This window comes from Streptococcus sanguinis (assembly GCF_019929225.1).
Lineage (GTDB): Bacteria > Bacillota > Bacilli > Lactobacillales > Streptococcaceae > Streptococcus > Streptococcus sanguinis_J.
The window spans coordinates 65,184-82,743 of the sequence record NZ_JAHZPA010000005.1; the positions used below are offsets into that span (position 1 = coordinate 65,184).

General features: G+C 42.3%; 19 protein-coding genes and 1 pseudogene. 8 read left to right on the plus strand and 12 right to left on the minus strand.

Annotation, left to right across the window (positions count from 1 at the left end; all coding sequences use genetic code 11):
• Positions 1–83: 83 nt before the first annotated feature.
• The 4 genes from K1I80_RS08675 to tpx all read left to right on the plus strand — a co-directional run bounded on the left by K1I80_RS08675 (position 84) and on the right by tpx (position 3,245).
• Complete coding sequence (locus K1I80_RS08675; protein WP_317627766.1) at positions 84–803, plus strand: metal ABC transporter ATP-binding protein; 720 nt, start codon at positions 84–86, stop codon at positions 801–803.
• 1 nt (position 804) lies between these two features.
• A complete protein-coding gene (locus K1I80_RS08680) occupies positions 805–1,653 on the plus strand; it encodes a metal ABC transporter permease (protein ID WP_032909779.1) in 849 nt (282 codons plus the stop codon).
• 19 nt (positions 1,654–1,672) lie between these two features.
• A complete protein-coding gene (ssaB, locus tag K1I80_RS08685; RefSeq protein WP_223313579.1) occupies positions 1,673–2,602 on the plus strand; it encodes a metal ABC transporter substrate-binding lipoprotein/adhesin SsaB in 930 nt (309 codons plus the stop codon).
• Positions 2,603–2,753: 151 nt separating this feature from the next.
• Positions 2,754–3,245, plus strand: coding sequence for a thiol peroxidase (gene tpx / locus K1I80_RS08690; RefSeq protein WP_002896683.1), 492 nt, complete (start codon positions 2,754–2,756; stop codon positions 3,243–3,245).
• A gap of 20 nt (positions 3,246–3,265) precedes the next feature.
• Here the strand turns inward: tpx and K1I80_RS08695 are convergent, their stop codons facing one another.
• From K1I80_RS08695 to K1I80_RS08705, 3 genes and pseudogenes are all read right to left on the minus strand, one after another.
• The gene (locus tag K1I80_RS08695; RefSeq protein WP_002907383.1) at positions 3,266–4,363 is read right to left on the minus strand and encodes a DUF3114 domain-containing protein; all 1,098 of its coding nucleotides are present in this window, start codon (positions 4,361–4,363) and stop codon (positions 3,266–3,268) included.
• Positions 4,364–4,649: 286 nt separating this feature from the next.
• Positions 4,650–6,890, minus strand: coding sequence for an SEC10/PgrA surface exclusion domain-containing protein (locus tag K1I80_RS08700; RefSeq protein ID WP_223313580.1), 2,241 nt, complete (start codon positions 6,888–6,890; stop codon positions 4,650–4,652).
• 278 nt (positions 6,891–7,168) lie between these two features.
• Positions 7,169–7,660 (minus strand): annotated as a pseudogene (locus K1I80_RS08705) (C39 family peptidase); the annotation flags it as partial.
• A 99-nt stretch (positions 7,661–7,759) separates the two neighbouring features.
• Here K1I80_RS08705 and K1I80_RS08710 point away from each other — a divergent pair.
• The 3 genes from K1I80_RS08710 (at position 7,760) to K1I80_RS08720 (ending at position 9,392) form a co-directional block, all read left to right on the plus strand.
• The gene (locus K1I80_RS08710) at positions 7,760–8,407 is read left to right on the plus strand and encodes a metal-dependent transcriptional regulator (RefSeq protein WP_223313581.1); all 648 of its coding nucleotides are present in this window, start codon (positions 7,760–7,762) and stop codon (positions 8,405–8,407) included.
• Positions 8,408–8,512: 105 nt separating this feature from the next.
• Complete coding sequence (locus K1I80_RS08715) at positions 8,513–8,974, plus strand: MarR family winged helix-turn-helix transcriptional regulator (protein WP_223313582.1); 462 nt, start codon at positions 8,513–8,515, stop codon at positions 8,972–8,974.
• The gene (locus K1I80_RS08720) at positions 8,967–9,392 is read left to right on the plus strand and encodes an EVE domain-containing protein (RefSeq protein WP_223313583.1); all 426 of its coding nucleotides are present in this window, start codon (positions 8,967–8,969) and stop codon (positions 9,390–9,392) included. Before K1I80_RS08715 ends, K1I80_RS08720 begins: the two co-directional genes overlap by 8 nt.
• A 45-nt stretch (positions 9,393–9,437) precedes the next feature.
• On the opposite strand, the gene K1I80_RS08725 is transcribed toward K1I80_RS08720, so the two are convergent.
• Positions 9,438–10,052, minus strand: coding sequence for a CPBP family intramembrane glutamic endopeptidase (locus K1I80_RS08725; protein WP_223313584.1), 615 nt, complete (start codon positions 10,050–10,052; stop codon positions 9,438–9,440).
• 498 nt (positions 10,053–10,550) lie between these two features.
• Between K1I80_RS08725 and K1I80_RS08730 the strand changes: the two genes are divergently transcribed.
• Positions 10,551–11,348 carry a DUF4037 domain-containing protein gene (locus K1I80_RS08730; RefSeq protein WP_223313585.1) on the plus strand — a complete coding sequence of 266 codons (798 nt, stop codon included), beginning with the start codon at positions 10,551–10,553 and terminating at the stop codon, positions 11,346–11,348.
• Between the two features lie 99 nt (positions 11,349–11,447).
• Here K1I80_RS08730 and dtd read toward each other — a convergent pair whose 3' ends face one another.
• The 8 genes from dtd to K1I80_RS08765 all read right to left on the minus strand — a co-directional run bounded on the left by dtd (position 11,448) and on the right by K1I80_RS08765 (position 17,322).
• Entirely contained in the window at positions 11,448–11,891 is a 444-nt protein-coding gene (gene dtd / locus K1I80_RS08735) for a D-aminoacyl-tRNA deacylase (protein WP_223313586.1), read from the minus strand.
• 68 nt (positions 11,892–11,959) lie between these two features.
• On the minus strand, positions 11,960–14,179 hold the full coding sequence (locus K1I80_RS08740; RefSeq protein ID WP_223313587.1) for a RelA/SpoT family protein: 2,220 nt from the start codon (positions 14,177–14,179) through the stop codon (positions 11,960–11,962).
• A 267-nt stretch (positions 14,180–14,446) separates the two neighbouring features.
• The gene (locus tag K1I80_RS08745) at positions 14,447–14,839 is read right to left on the minus strand and encodes a DUF1310 family protein (RefSeq protein ID WP_223313588.1); all 393 of its coding nucleotides are present in this window, start codon (positions 14,837–14,839) and stop codon (positions 14,447–14,449) included.
• Between the two features lie 45 nt (positions 14,840–14,884).
• Entirely contained in the window at positions 14,885–15,277 is a 393-nt protein-coding gene (locus K1I80_RS08750) for a DUF1310 family protein (protein ID WP_223313589.1), read from the minus strand.
• A gap of 94 nt (positions 15,278–15,371) precedes the next feature.
• Positions 15,372–15,773: a DUF1310 family protein gene (locus K1I80_RS08755; RefSeq protein ID WP_223313590.1), complete on the minus strand. Its 402-nt coding sequence runs from the start codon at positions 15,771–15,773 to the stop codon at positions 15,372–15,374.
• Positions 15,774–15,818: 45 nt separating this feature from the next.
• The gene (locus K1I80_RS08760; RefSeq protein WP_223313591.1) at positions 15,819–16,211 is read right to left on the minus strand and encodes a DUF1310 family protein; all 393 of its coding nucleotides are present in this window, start codon (positions 16,209–16,211) and stop codon (positions 15,819–15,821) included.
• A 66-nt stretch (positions 16,212–16,277) separates the two neighbouring features.
• Positions 16,278–16,406 carry a hypothetical protein gene (locus K1I80_RS12050; protein WP_263280787.1) on the minus strand — a complete coding sequence of 43 codons (129 nt, stop codon included), beginning with the start codon at positions 16,404–16,406 and terminating at the stop codon, positions 16,278–16,280.
• Positions 16,407–16,662: 256 nt separating this feature from the next.
• Complete coding sequence (locus K1I80_RS08765; protein ID WP_223313592.1) at positions 16,663–17,322, minus strand: hypothetical protein; 660 nt, start codon at positions 17,320–17,322, stop codon at positions 16,663–16,665.
• Positions 17,323–17,560: the final 238 nt, after the last annotated feature.

Consider the following 17,560-nt stretch of genomic DNA (forward strand, 5'->3'; position numbering starts at 1 on the left):
TATATTAATTTTAGAGATTTGTTAAAAATTAACTTGACTTAATTTTTGTTTTAATGTATATTAATCTTATAGAGGTGTATGAGATGATTACAATTAAAGATTTGACTGTCAGCTATCAGGATATGCTGGCTCTTGAGCCCCTTTCATTAACCATTAAGGAGCCAACCATTACTGGGATTATCGGCCCTAACGGAGCCGGAAAATCCACCCTGCTCAAGGGCATGCTAGGGATTATTGACCACCAAGGCCAGACTCTGCTGGATCAAAAGCCGCTGCAGAACTCTCTCCAGCGCGTCGCCTATGTAGAGCAAAAGATTAATATTGATTATCATTTCCCTATCAAAGTCAAAGAGTGTGTCTCTTTGGGACTTTACCCGCAGCTCAAACTCTTTCAAGGGCTAAAGAATTCCCATTGGGACAAGGTGGCTGAGGCATTGAAAATTGTCGGTTTAGCAGACTTGGCGGAGCGGCAGATTAGCCAGCTGTCTGGCGGGCAATTCCAGCGGGTCTTGATTGCTCGCTGCTTGGTTCAAGAAGCGGATTGTATCTTCTTGGACGAGCCTTTCGTCGGGATCGACTCTGTCAGCGAAGAGATTATCATGTCTACCCTGCGCAGTCTCAAAGCCGCAGGCAAGATTATCCTGATTGTCCATCATGACTTGAGCAAAGTAGTTGATTATTTCGACCAAGTTATCCTGCTCAATCGTAAGCTAATTGCCTTCGGTCCTACTGAGAGCAACTTTACCAAGGACAATATGAAAAAGACTTATGGCTCCCAGCTCTTTATGAATGGAGGTGTCTAGGATGATTTTAGAATTTTTCCAAGGGCTGCGGGACTTTCACTTTTTGCAAAATGCCCTCATCACAGCCATCGTCATTGGGATTGTTGCTGGAGCTGTCGGCTGCTTTATCATTCTGCGCGGCATGTCGCTCATGGGGGACGCTATCTCTCATGCGGTTCTGCCCGGTGTGGCCCTGTCCTACATTTTAGGGATTAATTTCTTTATCGGAGCCATCACCTTCGGACTTTTGGCCTCGATTATTATCACCTACATCAAGGGCAATTCCATTATTAAAAGCGATACGGCCATTGGGATTACCTTTTCTTCCTTCCTGGCTCTGGGGGTAATTCTGATCGGCGTTGCCAATAGCTCCACCGACCTCTTTCATATTCTCTTTGGGAATATTTTGGCCGTACAGGACATTGATATGTGGATTAGTATTGGAGTCGGAATAGCTGTGCTCTTAATCATCACCCTCTTTTTCAAGCAGCTATTGATTACTTCCTTTGACCCACTGCTGGCTCAAGCCATGGGTATGCCGGTCAGCTTCTATCACTATCTGCTGATGATTCTTTTGACCTTGGTCTCTGTGACAGCCATGCAGAGTGTGGGAACCATTCTGATTGTCGCTCTCTTGATTACGCCGGCAGCAACGGCCTACCTCTATGCCAACAGTCTGAAAACTATGATCCTGCTGTCCTCAGGACTGGGCGCTCTAGCTTCTGTACTGGGGCTCTTTATCGGCTACAGCTTTAATGTCGCTGCAGGATCCAGCATTGTCCTGACCTCAGCTCTCATCTTTCTCATCTCTTTCTTTATCGCCCCTAAGCAACGCTATTTAAAACTTAAAAACCGACCTAAACTAAAATAAAATTTGATGGAGGACTCCCATGAAAAAATTAGGTTTTTTATCTCTGCTTTTGCTAGCAGTCTGCACTCTCCTTGCCTGCTCCGGTCAGAAGAAGGCATCCAGTGACTCGTCCAAGCTCAAGGTTGTTGCGACCAACTCAATTATCGCTGATATTACCAAAAATATAGCTGGCGATAAGATTGACCTGCACAGCATTGTACCAGTCGGCAAAGACCCCCACGAATACGAGCCCCTGCCTGAGGATGTCAAAAAGACTTCTCAAGCTGATCTCATCTTCTACAACGGTATCAACCTGGAAACTGGCGGCAATGCTTGGTTTACCAAGTTGGTCAAAAATGCCAATAAGAAAGAAAACAAGGACTACTATGCTGTCAGTGATGGCGTTGACATCATTTACCTTGAAGGGCAAAGTGAAAAGGGCAAAGAAGACCCTCATGCTTGGCTCAACTTGGAAAACGGGATTATCTATGCACAGAACATTGCCAAACGTTTGATTGAAAAAGACCCTGACAATAAGGCCACTTACGAGAAAAATCTCAAAGCCTATGTAGAAAAACTGACCGCTTTGGATAAGGAAGCCAAGGAGAAATTCAACAATATCCCAGAAGAAAAGAAAATGATTGTGACTAGCGAAGGCTGCTTCAAGTACTTCTCTAAGGCCTACAATGTGCCATCAGCCTACATTTGGGAAATCAACACTGAAGAAGAAGGAACTCCAGACCAAATCAAAAGCTTGGTTGAAAAACTACGCAAGACCAAAGTGCCATCTCTCTTTGTCGAATCAAGTGTGGACGACCGTCCGATGAAGACTGTTTCTAAAGACACCAACATCCCAATCCACGCTAAAATCTTCACTGACTCAATCGCTGACCAAGACGAAGAGGGTGACAGCTACTATAGCATGATGAAATACAATCTGGATAAAATTTCTGAAGGATTGGCCAAATAACGATAAAAGGTTAGGGAGACAAAATCCTAACCTCTTTATTTTTGGAGAAGGAGCTTCACATGGAGTAGATTTCAAATTTCCAGTCAAATTATTCGAAAAAAATCACTATTCGCTGTACAATGAAGCTATCAAATATGAATGGAGACTCCTTATGACAACTTTTCTCGGAAATCCTGTAACCTTTACTGGAAAGCAACTGCAAGTCGGCGACACCGCACACGATTTTAGCCTGACAGCAACTGACCTTTCAAAGAAAACTCTGGCTGATTTTGCTGGCAAAAAGAAAGTCCTGAGCATCATCCCATCTATCGATACTGGTGTCTGCTCGACTCAGACTCGTCGTTTTAACCAAGAACTCTCTGACTTGGACAATACCGTTGTTATCACGGTTTCAGTTGATTTGCCTTTTGCTCAAGGCAAGTGGTGTGCTGCTGAAGGCATTGAGAATGCTGTCATGCTCTCTGACTACTTCGACCATTCTTTCGGCCGTGACTATGCTGTCCTCATCAATGAATGGCACCTTTTGGCTCGCGCAGTTCTAGTTCTGGATGAAAATAACACTGTGACCTACGCTGAATATGTCGACAATATCAATACCGAGCCTGACTTCGAAGCAGCTATCGCCGCAGTTAAGAGCTTGTAAGAGATAAAAATACGGATTTGCTAGTCCGTATTTTTTTGTACAAAAAACTTCTGCCAAAACTGACGGAACCAAGCCCAAGAACGCAAGAGAAAGGATGGTCGATTCAGTAATTTCTTGAACCGAGCAATCTCTGCCTTTACCTGTTTATAAGCACTCCGCCCCTTTCGAGCATAAGGGCTCTTAGCCGAACGATAGCCCAGCGGACCACGATTATTCTGAGGTGATTTGAACTTGCGGCCACCATTTTCAATGCCAAGCCTGCGAAAGCGAGGATCCCAAACTGCAGGCGTTTTGACATCATAGCGAGTATGAGAAGCCTGATTGCCCGGCCGGTTATGCTCACCATAGTTAAAGCTGGCGCCATTCACAATACCATTTTGGCTAGCCCTCTCTGGATCGATAATATTGAGAAAACGACCTGTCTGATCCAAAATAAACTCTGTATGAAAATCAATCAGGATTTTTATATTAGCCTGACTTGCTTGACCATCCGGATAGATAGCTTGCTCTGACCTCTTATCAATATGGGCTTTATTGTGCAAGCGAGAGGATTCTTGAAAGCTATAAGGCAGCGCAGACCAATCCTTTAGATAGGAGGCCAAGGCTTCTGCATCTGTCATACCAGTCTGACGGTAGTGATCTCTGACCCACTGGGCCTGCTGGCAGGAAATGACATAGCGAAACTGATGTAGCTGTCTTTTAAGCTTTTGATTGCCATCCCTTTGGCTGAAATCATCTGCTGGAAAAGCCTGGCGCAAGGTCCTTGAGAAAATTTTCCAAAAGCCATCATGAGGTGTTAGGTTTGGAGCAATCCGAGCCAGTAAAAGATCCGTCTCTGCCTTATCTCCACTCAGCTCCTCAGGCATATTAACAAGATTCATAGCCAGAACCAGCAGCTCCTGAGCTCCTAACCTGCTGTTCTGAGCATCCTCAGCCAGCCAAAGATCTTGAAAAAAGGGACTGCCAAAAAGCTGAGCCTCCTGCAGGTAATATCCTTCTTCTGGCACTGTTTTCCCTTGCACACTAATCTCTGCAAAAACTTGTTCCAGTGCTACCTGAGACCAGCCGATTGATTGCAATTGCTGAAAGAGATGTTCTTTCCCTTCTTTCGGATACATGGCTTCCCTCCTTTCTGTTAGCTCTAATAGTTCAAAACTGTAGGGATTATAATAAAAAATCTAATCTACATAGAACAATTAGATTTTATCACAAACTCACATGATAGCAAAGAACAAAATATGAACCCTTGGAGTGCTAACAATAAAGATGTTCTTAACAAATTACTCAATAAATAAAGAGAAGACCAAACTGGTCCTCTCTCAGTATGAGTTTTGTTTAAATGAGCTGTTCCAACTTTGATTTTGCTACAATTCATCTAGAATTCGATTTTATCAATAAATGCTCTTAAGCTTTACGACGTTTTGCAAAAGCCAGTCCCAGCATAGAGAGCAATCCCAATCCTGCAAGCGCTAGAGAAGATTCAGCAGATCCTGTTTTTGGAAGAGCTGCTGGAGCCTGATAGGTCTGAACTGGTTTCTTTCCGTTCTTCACTCCTGTTGTAGTGACTTTCAGAACCTTTCGCTCATTCTTAGAAACGAGGTTGGTTGGGTCGTCTGTCTCAAGGGCTGCAAGAGCTGCTTTCAAAGCTTCAAGTTTGGCATTTTCGACTCTATAGGTTTCTTCCTTACTTGCCAAGTTTGCTTTAGCATCATTGAGAGACGCTTCTGCTTCTTTTAGAAGAGCAGGGGCGTTTTGCAAGCGAGTAACATAGTCTTTAGCAGCTTGAACAGCGCGTTGAGCCTCTTCCAGAGCTGTAGCCGCAGCAGTTGCCTTTTCTTGAGCGGTCGCTGTAGCTGCTTTCAAAGCCTCAAGTTTGGCATTAGCTTCCTCAGCTGTTTTTTGCGCAGTTGTTTGGGCTGCTTCTTTTTCTTTCAAGCTTGCTTGAGCTTTAGCTAAAACTGCAAGTTTAGCCTTGGTTTCTTCAGAAGCCGAATTCTTGCTATTTTCGAGTTCAGCTTGGTAAGTACGTTCCGCCTTGGCCAACTTGTCCTTAGCAGTTTTCACAACCTCACGCAGTAATGGTGCTGTCTCCTGCTTGTTCTGAGCATTTGTCAACGTACGTTGAGCAGCGTCCAACTTAGCCTGCGAAGCAGCCAAATCTTTACGAGCAGCGTCTGCCTCTTGATTATTAGCATTTGGATTGATTAAGGCTGGTGTGATTTTGGAAGGATCCTTAATATCACCGTCATTATTCGCGAAGAGAAGGAAGTTAATTCGGTTAATAATGCCGTTGTTGCTAAAGCTAACAGCTACATAATCTCCCTTTTTCTGCCTATCTAGGCTGCCAACTATTTTTTGAGCATAGATTGTTGTTCTAATGGGGTCTCTAAAGCTATCTCCAAGGTCAAATAATTGGAATTTAATATTGTCATAGATAGTCTTCTTCAAATAATCAACGGACACTTTTTCTTGACTGGCCAAGGTAGGATAAAAACCCAGCTCATTTAAACCAGTAACTCTATATCCAAACTGATCAAGCCCAAATTTAGCAACCACATCTTTTGGAACATTCACTTGTGAAGTTATAGGATCTTTTGCTTGGGCTCTATATTTTTGCTCACGGGCTGCTTGGCTTAGGGCCGCCGCATAATCCATACTATTTTGCGTTAATGTTACAGGAGCATTGCCTACTTGCTTACGGATTTGGTTGATTAAATCTTGAGCATAGTAGTTAATTTCCAAAAGGATCTCTTTAGGAATATTATTAATATCTACTATACGTCGAACATCCTTTTGACTGCTAATGAAGTTATTACTTGATTTTAGAATCGCTGCCTCTTTTGCAAGCATTTCTTTCGCTTCAGGAGTTAACTGGCCCGATCCTTTTTTATCAATAGTTCTTGCTGCCCTGATGTAATCTTGCGATAGGGTAAAGGTATTGTGTACTTGGTCCTGGGAAGAAAGTTTCGCTTCTTTTTCCTTGATTTCTGCTTGGGCTACTTTGATATCAGCCTGGGCTTGATCAATCACTGCTTGGCGTTTGGCATCTTCCACTTCAGCTGTCTTCAACTGGTCTTCGTAAGAAGCTAAGTGGTTTTTAGCCTTGTCAAGCTCATCCTTTGCCTTCGTTACCTTTTCACTCACCAGTTTGCTATCCACAGCTTTTTGGGCTGCATTCACAGCATCCTGAGCTGCTTCAGTCTCGTTTTGTGCCTTAGCTGCTTGAGCTTGAGCATCCTGAGCTACAGCTGCCTGTGTGTTTTCTACTTTTTTAGCTGTATCAAGAGCTGCTTGGGCTTGCTTGGCCGCGTTTTCTGCTGGAGCAACTTTCTTCTCAGCTTCTGTCACAGCTGCTTGAGCTTCGGCAATTTTTTGTGCACTTGTATCAGTATTATCTTTCTTAGCTGTTTCAACCTTAGTCTCAGCTGCTGTAACCTGTTCTTTGGCTTGGTCAACAGACGCTTTTGCTTGATTAACCTGCTCAGTCTGCTGTTTAAGAGCTTCTGGACTTGCAGATAGAGCCTTATCTTGGTTTGCAGGGGCCTTTGCATCCACTGGAGTTGTATCTGCAGCTACAGTGTGAGCAATGCCAGTACTAGCAAGAACTGCTGCCCCTAGAATGACATGTTTTTGGATTTTTTTCATGTTTTTCCTCCTGATATGTTAATAGTATAATGAGAAAAGCTTTGTTTGTCAAACTATTTACATGTTTTTTTGAGAACGTTTATCGCAAATATGTCCAAAAATAGAATCCCGTCCCCATCGCTTCCAAAAAAACCGTGTGTCTAGCTATAATTGTATAATGAATTTTACGCTTACTGACCTTGCCGATGATAAAGTCTTAACCGATTACAAACATAATAGTCATAGAATGCAGAAAACCGCCCGTCAAGCAACGAGCGGTCTTCTTATTCACGAATTTCTTATCCTTTGATGGCAATGAAGGGTGAACCCTCTGTATTATCCGTCGGATCTACACTCTTGACTCCAAAGAGATAGTCTACTGGATACCAGCCATTATTAGCTGCATTATAAGGGTCACGGACATAGGTTTTTCCATTGTCATAGCCTTTGAGAACCAGCTCATGAGTGACTGGATAATGGGCAAAGATGCTGGTACCAACGGCACCTAGGACATGATACCCCTGCGAAAGCACTTCTTTGACTGCAGAAGCTGTAAACAGGGTCTCAGTCGTCAGATCCCGGTGCTAGGCAGCTTGGACAATACCACGGCTGCTGGTGCCAAATTCATCTTTATTAAATTCATTGGTATGGTTATATAGGTAATCCGCAACAGTTGTCGGAAGCACTTCTGTCCCAGTAATCCCAGAAATAACCATGGCTAGCGTTGTCGGCACGCATCCTGTTGCATCCATGCTGTAAGGACCATACTTCCTGCCGCCCCAGCGGCCGTCACAATGAAGAAAATCTAAACATCAAAGAAAGGCTTAGACACTGTATTCTTGCAGCGATTTTTGTTATACTAATGATAGAAAGTTCAGCGAGGATGCAAGATGACCCCAAATAAAGAAGACTATCTCAAGTGTATCTATGAGATTGGCAGCCGTCACAAAAAAATCACCAATAAAGAAATCGCCCAGCTCATGCAGGTTTCACCTCCGGCTGTGACGGAAATGATGAAAAAAATGCTGGCGGAAGAACTTCTGGTCAAGGATAAAAAAGCCGGCTACCTGCTGACTGATTTGGGGCTAAGGCTAGTTTCTGACCTCTACCGCAAGCACCGGCTGATTGAAGTCTTTCTGGTCAACCATCTCGGCTACTCGACTGATGAAATCCATGAGGAAGCTGAAGTCCTAGAGCACACTGTTTCTGAGCGCTTCGTTGAGCGTCTGGATGCCATGCTCCAGTACCCCAAGACCTGTCCACACGGAGGTACCATTCCAGCCAAGGGAGAGCTTTTAGACGAAGAAAACCAACTGACTCTGGAAGAGGCTCCTGCCCCTGGCGACTATATCATCAAACGGGTGCATGACGACTTTGACTTGCTCAAATACTTGGAAAAATATAACCTGCAAATCGGCCAAACCATCACCTTCATCCAATACGATTCTTTCGCTCAGGTCTATCTTCTCAAGACAGAAACCCAAGAAATCCAAATCAATCCTATGATTGCCCAACAGATTTATGTAGAAAAACGATAAACATAACCCAGTTCGGACTTTTTAGTCTAAACTGGGTTTTTATTGACAAAAATAAAATGTCGGATTATAATAAGTACACTTATAAAATATCTAGAGGGAAAGCTAATGGAAAAATCGCAGTTTAACTCCATCTACAAGGATGAATATCAAAAATCAACCGGTTTGCTCTTTATCCGTGCCTACCACAAGTGGCATGGGCTGATAAAAAACAAACTGAGAACGATTGATTTGACCCATCCCCAGTTTGTCGTTCTGACCACTCTTGCTGCACTCCTACGTCAGCAAGAATGGGTGAGTCAGACCCATATTGCACAATTTTCTGACATGGATGTTATGACCGTATCCCAAATCATCCGCCTCTTGGTCAAGAAAGGTTTGATCATGCGGGAAGTCCATCCCAAGGACAGCCGCGCCAACATCATACTTCTAACGGATATGGGGCTTCAAAAGGTCAACCAAGCCCTTCCTCTGGTAGAAGGCATTGATCAGGCGTTCTTTGGAAAATTAGAAGATAAAACAGAAATATTGAATCAACTCTTAATGGAACTGGAGGCAGAAAATGACTAGATTTTGGATTGGTGTCGTATCAAAAGAACACGTTCTAAGAGGTCTAGAAGGTGGATTTTGCCAAGTCTGCCATGGAAAGAAAGCACCATTGAACCGAATGAAAAAGGGGGACTATCTTCTGTACTACAGCCCCAAGTATCAGCTAAATGGTCAGGAAAAGCTGCAGGCCTTTACAGCAGTTGGCAAGATTCTAGATGACACTGCCTACCAAGTAGAGATGTTCGAAGGCTTTGTCCCATTTCGGCGAGATGTAAGCTACTACCAACCTGTCAAAGGCTGCCCCATTGACCTAGTCCGACAACATCCTCAGTGGCGCCAATATGCTTCTAAGATAAGATACGGACATTTCGAAGTTTCGAAAGACTTCTTCCTTTATGTTTTTGGGCAAATGAAACTGGACAGCCCTGCAAATCAATAAAAGCAGCTTCGTTTGACTTACACCTAAACCTTTGCTCACCTGTCATCAAATCAGCATAAATGCCGATAAACTACCCGTAATCACATTTGCTAGAGCATGTATGATCCAGCTGGCTAAAATGGAGCCATCGGATTTCTTTTCATTGACAAAGCCCATATAGGCCGCGATGCCACCCGTACACAAAATGATGAGCAGGGTTTGCTGCCAAGAGAGCACTGTTATAAACATCAAGCCATGGAGCAGACCAAAAAGAGCAGCTTGTATGGTGTTGGCCACTACAAAGGATAAGCGGCTAGCCAATCTCTTTAAAAGAAAACCTCTGAATAACAGTTCTTCCGACAGAGAAGTTTGAAAAATACCATAAATCAGAACAGCTGGCAAGGCTTGGAAGCCAAGGCCTGAGAAATTCGAAGTCGCTGTATCCAGATTTTTTACAGCAGGATATACTAGCAAAAACGAAAGAAGCAAGAAAGATAGCGAACCCAACAAAATCCACAGCCAGATCTTCCGGTTGCCAGTATCTTTTAGCGGTTTTAAGCCAATCCATTCTAAAAATGGACTTTTTCTTCTAGCACTTATCAACCACCAAACAAAAGGAAGAAAAGCAAACAAAGCGATTTGAATCAGAGCATTGATCATCTGTTGAACTAGATTACCCATGGTAAGAGACTCCTTTCTTTTCTTTAATATGATTGTACAAGACAAACTTCAAGAATTTATAAAGTAATTCTAAAATATTTCTAAAGAATGATAGAAATCATAAACATAAACAATTCAAAGGTTATCGCCGCTTCCACTTGATTGCTATGCTTCTTATTTTTGGACTAAATGATGTCAAAAACTCTTTAAAGATCTATCTCAAAATCTAAGAAAAGTTGTAGATAAAAATGTGGAGATTGAATTTAAAAAAAGAAAACTGACAATGCGTTAAAGGAAGAAAAAAGCCCTAAAATTTTATCATACGAAGTCAAATTTTCAGCCTATCTATCCTAGATGATTTTCTTTTTAGTCCAATACTCCCAACTCCTGCTCATCCACTTCCTACCCCTCGGGGTCTCAATTTTGCAGGCTGGACACCATGTCAAAAACTATTTTTTCCTTCTTGCCAACCCGCTTACATTTTGCTACAATGATGTCAAAAATCAGTAAGGAAAAATTATGCCACAACAACTTTTTAAAGAATTTGCCCAGCTAGATCAAGTGGAAGCTATTGTTCTCGGTGGCTCTCGTGCTGGACAGCATTTTGACAAAGACTCAGACTATGATGTTTATATCTACTTGACAGATTCCATTGCTCCCACGACTCGACGCGATATCCTCAGCAAGTACTGCTCCTACATGGAAATCGGCAATCAGTTTTGGGAACTAGAGGATGACTGTGTGCTAAAGAGCAAGATCGAAATTGAGCTCATTTACCGTACACTGGACAGCTTTTATAAAGACCTGCAGACTGTAGTCCTAGACCATCAAGCTCAGAATGCCTATACCACCTGTATGTGGCACAATCTGCTCCACAGCAAAATCATCTACGACCGAAATGGTCGCTATGAAGCACTTCAAAACAAGTACAGACAACCTTATCCAGCTGAGCTAAAAAAGAATATTATTAAGAAGCAGCTCCTCCTACTCGATCAAGCCATGCCAGCTTTCTCCAAACAAATAGAAAAAGCGCTCAAGCGTCAGGACTTGCTCAGTATCAATCACCGTAGCAGTGAATTTTTTGCTTCCTATTTTGACTTGCTCTTCGCCCTAAACGAACAGACGCACCCTGGAGAAAAGAGAATGCTAGAGTTTGCAAAAACCAACTGCCCGCTATTACCTCAGCATTTCGAAGAAAATATACAGACCTATTTTCAAAAACTCTACACTGAGCCCGCTGAAGCCATAAAGCTTATCAATCAGCTAGTGACGACCATCAAAGAAGCAATTCCTCAAGAAATTATTGGTGATTTTTAGTAATGTTGTCGGAAACTATACATTCATTGCTGCAGAAGCTCAAAAAAATTAGGAGTTTGAACATTAGTGTTCAAACTCCTTTTCATTCTTCTTGTCTTATCAGCGATTCTTTGTATCCAAGATAATGGTCACTGGGCCATCATTGACTAGTTCTACCTGCATGTCTGCCCCAAAAATCCCCGTCCGAGTCGGTACCTCTTGCTTCAGGGCAAGATTGAAGGCATCATAAAAATTGCTAGCCATCTCTGGCGGAGCAGCCTTAACAAAGGCTGGCCGATTCCCCTTTTTGGTATCTGCATGCAGAGTGAACTGGGAAATTGACAAAATCTCTCCAGCAATGTCCTTGATAGACAGGTTCATCTTGCCCTCAGCATCGGAAAAAATCCGCATATTGACAATCTTCCTGACTGCATAATCCATATCCTCCTGACTATCGTCAGGGCCTATGCCTACTAGGAGCAGGAGACCTTGTCCAATACTGCTGTGCAGCTGCTGGTCAATGCTGACCTGAGCACGCTTCACGCGCTGAATCACTATTTTCATATCTTTTCCTTTGATTTAAGCAAATCACCAAGAGTAGCTTACAGCTAGATAATGATTTCCGAAATGGATCAACCATTAGTCCGCTTGACCGAGTAGACCTCCGGCACGCTCTTGATCTTATCCACCACCGTCGTCAGCATGGATAGATTAGCAATGCCAAAAGAAACGTGGATATTAGCAAATTTCATATCCTTGGTTGGCTGAGCATTAACTGTTGAGATATTTTTGGTGGTATTGGACAGAACCTGCAACACATCGTTGAGGAGACCAGAGCGGTTGAGACCGTAAATATCAATGTGAGCCGTGTACTCTTTGGTTGTGTTATTGTCTTCCCATTCCACATCAATCAGCCGCTGCTCGTAATTTTCCTGAGCCTTGAGGTTCATGCAGTCCTGCCGATGAATGGCTACACCGCGTCCTTTGGTAATATAGCCGACAATGTCATCACCCGGTACAGGATTACAGCACTTGGCAATCCGGATGAGGAGACCAGACGCCCCCTGAATAACCACACCGCCTTCGTGCTTGACCTTGAGGGTGTCTTTTTTATTTTCGACCTTGACCTCGCCGCCCTTGACCAATTCCTCCGCTTCTGCTCTGGCCTTGGCCCGCTCTTCCTCACGGCGCTCTTTTTCTGTCAGACGGTTGAAAATGCTTATCGCGCCAATCTCACCGAAGCCAATCGCCGCAAAAAGCGCCTCTTCAGTCTTATAGCTGGTCTTCTGCAGCACTTCTTCCATGTGCTTCTTGTCCATGTACTTATTGGCTACATAGCCATGCTCCTGGAATTGAGCCTGCAAGAGCTCCCGCCCTTTGGAGATAGATAGCTCCTTGTCTTGATTTTTAAAGAACTGACGGATTTTATTTCTAGCCTTGCTGGTCTTGACAATATTGAGCCAGTCACGGCTCGGTCCGAAGGAGTTAGCGTTGGTGATGATTTCCACCTGATCACCTGTCCTAAGCTTAGTTGTCAGGGGCACCATGCGGCCATTGACCTTGGCTCCTGTGGCTTTCTCACCGACCTTAGTGTGGATCTCATAGGCAAAGTCAATGGGGCCCGAGTCCTTAGGCAGAGAACGCACCGCTCCGTCTGGTGTGAAGACGTAGATTTCCTCAGCCAGATAGCTCTCCTTGACCGAGTCAACGAAGTCCTTGGCATCGTTAGACTGGTCCTGCAGCTCCATCAGCTCCTTGATCCAGTTCATCCCGATGGTTGATTCTCTGCTGTCTACCTGTCCCTTGACACCTTTCTTGTAAGCCCAGTGGGCTGCAACCCCATACTCAGCGACCTCATGCATTTCCTTGGTCCGAATCTGAAACTCAATCGGACCTTTGGGTCCATAAACGGTCGTATGGATAGACTGGTAACCATTGGCCTTGCGATTGGCAATGTAATCCTTGAACCGCCCCGGCATCGGCCGCCAAAGCTCATGAATATAGCCCAGCATGGCATAGACATCACTTTGGGTATCCAAGATACAGCGAATAGCAATCAGATCATAAATCTCATCAAAACGCTTCTTCTTGTCCTGCATCTTGCGATAGATCGAGTAGATATGCTTGGGCCGGCCATAAATCTTACCGTGCAGATTGCGCTCGCCAGCATAGGTCTCAATCTTCTGAACTACCTCTTCTACCAGAGCTTCACGCTCCCGACGCTTCTCCTTCATCATGTGGGAAATTTTGTAAAATTCCACTTCATTAAGATAACGGAAAGACAAATCCTCCAGTTCCCACTTGACACTGGAAATCCCCAGGCGGTGAGCCAAGGGTGCGTAGATTTCCATTGTTTCTCGGGAAATCCGCTCCTGCTTATCCTTGCGCAGGTGCTTGAGCGTCCGCATATTGTGGAGACGGTCTGCCAGCTTGACCAAAATAACCCGGATATCCTCCGACATGGCCATCAGCATCTTACGGTGATTTTCTGCCAGCTGCTCCTCGTGGGATTTGTACTTGACCTTACCCAGCTTGGTAACCCCATCCACAATCACGCGCACATCAGTCCCAAACTCTCTTTCCAAATCATCCAGCGTCGCACGGGTATCCTCAACCACATCATGCAGGAAGCCGCAGGCGACCGTTACTGCGTCCAGCTTGAGCTTGGCCAAAATCCCTGCCACCTGAATAGGATGCACAATATAAGGCTCCCCCGACCTGCGAAACTGCCCGCTATGACAGTCAATCGCATAGATCAAAGCTTTCTGTATAAAGGCCACATCCTCCGCAGCCAGATATTTTCTCGTAAGGGCCAATACCTGATCGCCCGTCAAATTCACTTCTTTTGGCATCTCGTCTCTCCAATTCCTGCCTACTATTTTATCACTTTTAACCCGATATGAAAACCTAGAAGACGGTTCATATAAAAACCCGCCTTAAACGGGCGGGAGTTATCCGATATGAGGCTGGTAAAAACAAAGCCTTACTTATTATCCTGCAATTCCTGAATACCACTTCTCTTTTGCTGGGCACTTTCTTTGACTTGTCACCGATTTTATAACTAGTATATTCTTGCCAAGCAATCTTATTCTTTACTTCATCATTGTAAAACATCGAAATCACTCCTTAAGTAAATCTTGAAATTTCTTTGATTTTGACATTCCTACTGTACTAATTGGTTCGTCTTCCCCATATTTTTGAATGCCAAACTTACCTATAATATCTAGGTTTTCATTGATCACAATATGAAACATGATTCCGCCCATAGGATTATGACGGATGGTCTTGTCATCTATTTTATAAGAGCGAATCTTCCCCTTATCCGTTAAAGCATAAGGATCTAATTTTTTTAATTTCTTTTCTATTAGATTCTTCACTTCCTCACTGTGGACAATTTCGGTCATTTCATTCTGAAATTCTTGATTTTTGTGAGCCATGTACATTCCTCCTCCTAGACAAACAGCCACAAACAAACTGATAACCGATAAGATAATTTTATGTTTTTTCTTCATATATTCACCTCTAAATAAAGAAATCTCCTTATGACTCTTTGGCCATCACTCCTCTAGTAACTTCTGAAGTTTTTCCGTAAGAGTGCCGCCAACTAAACTCATTCTACCATCTTCACCGTATTTCCTTATACCAAATTTAAATGCAGCATCCGAATCGTCATTAATTATAACATGAAACATAATACCCCCCATCGGATTATGTTTAATGGAGCTATCATCTATTTTATAAGAACGAATTTTCCCTTTCTCCGTTAAAGCATTTGGATCAATTGCTTTTAATTCTTCCACAATCAATTTCTTCACTTCCTCACTGTGGGCAATTCTTGTCATCTCATTATGGAATTCTTGATTTTTGTGAGTCAGGTATATTACTCCTCCCAGACAAAGAGCTAAAAACAAACTGACAACCGATAAGATAATTTTATGCTTTTGCTTCATGAGATACTCCTACGACTATTATAATTTAGTATGTGGTATAGGTTTTGCAATTTCAATTAAAGCAAGAGGTTTTCGCTATAGCTAGAATACTGAATCACTTGTCGTCACTTTCCAACAACGCCCGCAAACCTGCTGATTCAGTCATACCTTCCGTACGAATTTTCCCATTCTCACCATCCATTCGAAGACCAGTCTTCCCAACCATACTTATACTATCATTAATGATAATATGAAACATAATTCCTCCCATCGGATTATGCTTAATGGAGCTATCATCTATTTTATAAGAGCGAATCTTCCCTTTGTCTGTTAACGCATTTGGATCTTTTCTTTTTAAATCTTCTTCAATCAACTCCCTCACTTCCTCACTATGGACAATTCTGAACATTTCATTCTGGAATTCTTGGTTTTTGTGAGCTAGGTAGAGACCTACTCCTATGCAAGCAGCCACAAACAAGCTAACAACTGATAAGACAATTTTATGTTTTTTCTTCATATATTCACCTCTAAATAAAGAAATCTCCTTATGACTCTTTGGCCATCACTCCTCTAGCAACTTCTGAAGACCTTTTGACCTATCCATACCAACAGTTCGTATCTCCTCATTCTCTCCATATTTTCTAAGGCCTGTTGACCCAACAATATCAGGGTCATCATTAATGATAATATCAAACATAATGCCTCCCATTGGATTATGACGAATGATTCTATCATCAATTTTATAGGATTGAATTTTCCCCTTATCCGTTAAAGCATGAGAATCTAATTTTTTTAATTTCTTTTCTATTAGATTCTTCACTTTCTTACTGTGGACAATTCTTGTCATCTCATTCTGAAATTCTTGATTTTTATGAGCTAGGTATAGGCCTACTCCCAGCAATATCAGTACACTTAGGCCAATAAGCCCCATAATTCTATTTCTTCTCTTAGACATATAAACATTCCTCAATCTTTATCAGTTTCATTATATAATATATTTCCCCAAAAGCAAAAACCCGCCTTAAACGGGCGGGTTGTGGTGAAGAAAGTGATGAACTTCTTCCTTGATAAATTGACAATAAGCGTAGACAAGGTAGCAAGTAGATGCCACACCTAAAAAGGCGACAAACAACTCAAATAAGGCAGACATAGTCATGGCGAACCTCCTCTCCTTATCAGGCAAAGAATGCAGATACGCTTCTCAGCTTAGGCAGTCTGATTTTTTCCGTTTTATTTTCCTTTCCGACTTACCTAAGTGAGTTCATCACCATTATACCAAAATACGAAAGCGGATACAAGGCGATGAGGCAGTTGCTCTTAATAATGATTTTATCAAAGTAGATAACATGCTAAATTTGAAGCATCTAAAGTAGGAATGACACTCTTAACAAATTTTTTATCTCCTCTTAATTTGACACGGTTTCTCTAAATGAATAAGTATTATCATAGTTGACAGTTACTGAATAATAGTAATAATCGTCGTTTCGGTTTGAGCTTCCAAAACCTAAAGTTGCCTGCTCTCTTTCATTTTTGTGAAAATAATGATTGATAGTTTGATTTTGAACCGAATAATCAATATCGAAGGCCCCGTTGTTGCCATTATAACTTTTGGATTTCATAGATAAAGAAGATAGAAAAGACTGATTAATCGTTAACTTTTGAAATAAGAATCCATCAAAAGTCCATAATTCTTTCGCTTTCCCCTCATCAGAAAAGATAAATTTCCCATCTATATAATCAACTCTTATTGTTTCTTCTGGCTTTTCAGTAATATCATCAGAAGCCCGTATCTTGGTTAGCACTCCAGAAATTGTGTGATTGCTACTATCCCCTTGTAAAGACATTTCGATAAGATAAGTCCCCCGTTTGATATACACTTGCTCTACTTTAAACCCATCCGGAAATTGCTTAAACAAATCAAATAGATTTTCAGTAGGATAGACGCGACTCACTTCAGCTACCTTATTCTCAATCCAATCTCGGCTGCTCCTCTTTTCTCCACATCCTATTAATCCTATCATGACTCCCCCTAAAAGTAATATTTTGAGAAAAACTCTCTTTTTCATGATATTCTCCTTGGTTATTATGCTTAACAAAGTAACTTATTTCAGTCACTGTATAGTGTACCATAAATTTTTGAAACTCTATTTTATTCTGCCTCCATCTAATCGTTCGCTTATCTGCTGATGTCTTCATTCAGTATTTTCAAACCAATGTTAGAAAGCATAAAAGCTCTATACTGGAAATTTCTTCTTGATGAGAGCGCTTTAATATAGTATAATATAAGTCTGAAATTCATTTTAA